General features: G+C 74.8%; 1 protein-coding gene. It reads left to right on the forward strand.

What is annotated here, in order from left to right; genetic code table 11:
• Positions 1–55: 55 nt before the first annotated feature.
• The coding region (locus tag E6R62_RS38490) for a PTS transporter subunit EIIB (protein ID WP_168714326.1) at positions 56–587 on the forward strand (532 nt) is incomplete at its 3' end.

Consider the following 587-nt stretch of genomic DNA (forward strand, 5'->3'; position numbering starts at 1 on the left):
GCACCACCTGACCGCACCACCGCCCCACCCCCCGCACAGCAAGGCAGCACGCACCATGGCTGAGAACAAGAACCGCGCCCTCGCCGCCGCGATCCTCCCGCTCGTCGGCGGCGCCGCCAACGTCACCACCGTCGTCCACTGCATGACCCGGCTCCGGCTGGGTCTCGCGGACCGCTCGCTCGTCCAGGACGAGGCCCTGAAGGCCGTGCCCGGCGTGATGGGCGTGGTCGAGGACGACACGTACCAGATCGTCCTCGGGCCGGGGACGGTCGCCCGGGTCACCCCGGAGTTCGAGGCGCTGGTGGAGGAGGAGCGGGCGGCCGCTCCCGCTCCGCGGCCCGTGCCCGCCTCCGCCGGCGCCCCCGAGCCGCACCCGGTCACCGCCGAGGAGCTGGCGGCGCGCGGGGCCGAGATCAAGGCGGAGCGCAAGGCGCGCAACGCCACCCCGCTCAAGCTGTTCCTGCGCCGCATCGCCAACATCTTCGTGCCGCTCATCCCGGCCCTGATCGGCTGCGGCATCATCGCGGGCGTCAACGGCCTGCTGACCAACCTCGGCTGGGCGCCCGGCGTCACCCCGGCGCTCGGCG

It is taken from the genome of Streptomyces sp. A1136, assembly GCF_004795055.1.
In the GTDB taxonomy this organism is placed as follows: Bacteria; Actinomycetota; Actinomycetes; order Streptomycetales; family Streptomycetaceae; genus Streptomyces.